The following is a 1,734-nucleotide window of genomic DNA, read 5'->3' as shown; positions in this document are numbered from 1 at the left end:
GGTCGGTGCGCAGCTCGCGGGTCGCGCGTGGGTCGCCGGCGGCGGCCCGCGCGACCACCCAGCTGAAGGCGACGATGCCCACCACCACGATGCCCGCACCCCACAGCGCCGGTCCGCGCGGCCAGCGTTCGCCGAGCAGCCACACGCCGATCAGGGTCGCGAACAGGATCTCGGCGGCCTGCATGGCCTCGACCCCGGCCAGCGCGGTCGCGTTGTTGCGGACCATCCCGGTCGCCTGGAAGAACAGCACCGTGGCGATGATCCCGGCGCCGAGCGCGACCCCTCCGGCCAGCCACACATGGCCGGCGGACGGTGGACCCGCGGTGGCGGCGGCGTACAGCGCAAGTACGATCCAGGCCGGCTGGCTGGCCAGCGTCAGCCCGAACACGCGCTGGGTGGCGTTGAGTTGGACCGGGCCGCCGCGTCGCTCCAGGTGCAGCAGCAGGCCGCGGTTGCCCAGCGGGTAGGCGACCGCGGCAACCGCGACCCAGCCCAGCGCGATCCAGCCGTCGCGGTAGAGCGACCCGCCGCCGACCCCGAACTGCATCAGCATCACCCCGGCCACCACCAGCAAGCCGATCGCCAGCGCGGGCAACGGGATGCGCCGCCGTTCGTCGTCGTAGAGCAGCGGCGCGCACAGCATCCCGGCGACCACGGTCAGCTGGAAGGTGCCGGCAACCAGCCAGGACGGCCCGCTGGACGCGGCGTAGCTCAGCCCAATGTAGAACAGCACGAAGCCGACCCCGCTCCAGCCCAGCCACGGCAACGGGTGCGCGCGGATCTCGCGCCAGACCGGTGCGATGCCACCCTGCCAACGCATCAGCGGCAGCATCAACGGCAGGGTGATGAGGTAGCGCAGCGACGCGGTCCACGCCCAGTGCCCCCCCTCGGTCGCGGCCAGGCGGTTGAGCACGTAGGCGCAGGTGAAGAACAGCGCCGACGCCAGCGCGATCGCGATGGCGTACAGGGCGATGCGGCGATGGCTGGCGCTCATGGGCGGGTCAGCGCCTGCGCACCTTGATGCTCGACAACGGCACGCTGACCTCGTCGACGCCGCCGGTGCGGATCGGCGCGCCCGGCGGCGGCCCCCAGGCGTGCGCGTAGATGACTTCCCACGTCGCCGGCAGCTGGCCGTCGTCGCGCCGCATCGGCTCGTAGGCCNCGGCGCGCCCGGCGGCGGCCCCCAGGCGTGCGCGTAGATGACTTCCCACGTCGCCGGCAGCTGGCCGTCGTCGCGCCGCATCGGCTCGTAGGCCTCGGCGGCGCGTGCGAACCGTGCGCGGCCGGTCAGGCTGCGGCGGCGGGTCGCCATCGCGTTGGTCGCGCCGATCGTGCGCAACTCGCGCATCAGGTGGCCGAGGTCGGGATGGCCGATGCCGAATTCGTCGCGGTCGAGCACCGGGTCCTTGAACCCCGCCGCGATCAGCGCGTCGCCGAACTGCGCGATCGCCGGGAACAGGCTGACGTGTGGAGCGTCGTCCGCCTCGGCGAACGCTTCGCGCAGCTCCCACAACGTGGACGGGCCGAACGTCGACACCAGCATCAGTCCACCCGGCTTGAGCACGCGGCGGAACCCCGCGAACACCGCCGGCAGGTCCTCCACCCATTGCAGGCAGAGGTTGGAGAACAGCACGTCGACGCTGCCGTCGCGCAAGGGCAGCGCGCGGGCGTCGGCGCAGACCGGGATCGGCCGGCGCGCGAACGGGTTGAGCCGCCCAGCCAGCCCGCCGCCGG

1 protein-coding gene and 1 pseudogene are annotated in these 1,734 nt (G+C 73.3%); both read right to left on the bottom strand.

Going from position 1 to position 1,734, the window contains the following annotated elements:
* Nucleotides 1-820, bottom strand: an 820-nt coding sequence (locus tag ACKVMH_RS13405) for a multidrug resistance efflux transporter family protein (RefSeq protein ID WP_412700652.1), incomplete at its 3' end; no start/stop codon positions are given.
* A 342-nt stretch (nt 821-1,162) separates the two neighbouring features.
* Nucleotides 1,163-1,734, bottom strand: a pseudogene (locus tag ACKVMH_RS13400) (methyltransferase domain-containing protein); the annotation flags it as partial.

The sequence above is a fragment of the Lysobacter zhanggongensis genome (assembly GCF_046638635.1).
Classification (GTDB): Bacteria; Pseudomonadota; Gammaproteobacteria; order Xanthomonadales; family Xanthomonadaceae; genus Novilysobacter; species Novilysobacter luteus.
The sequence above is the reverse complement of the archived record's forward strand: the minus strand, read 5'-3'. Positions and strand labels throughout refer to the sequence as shown.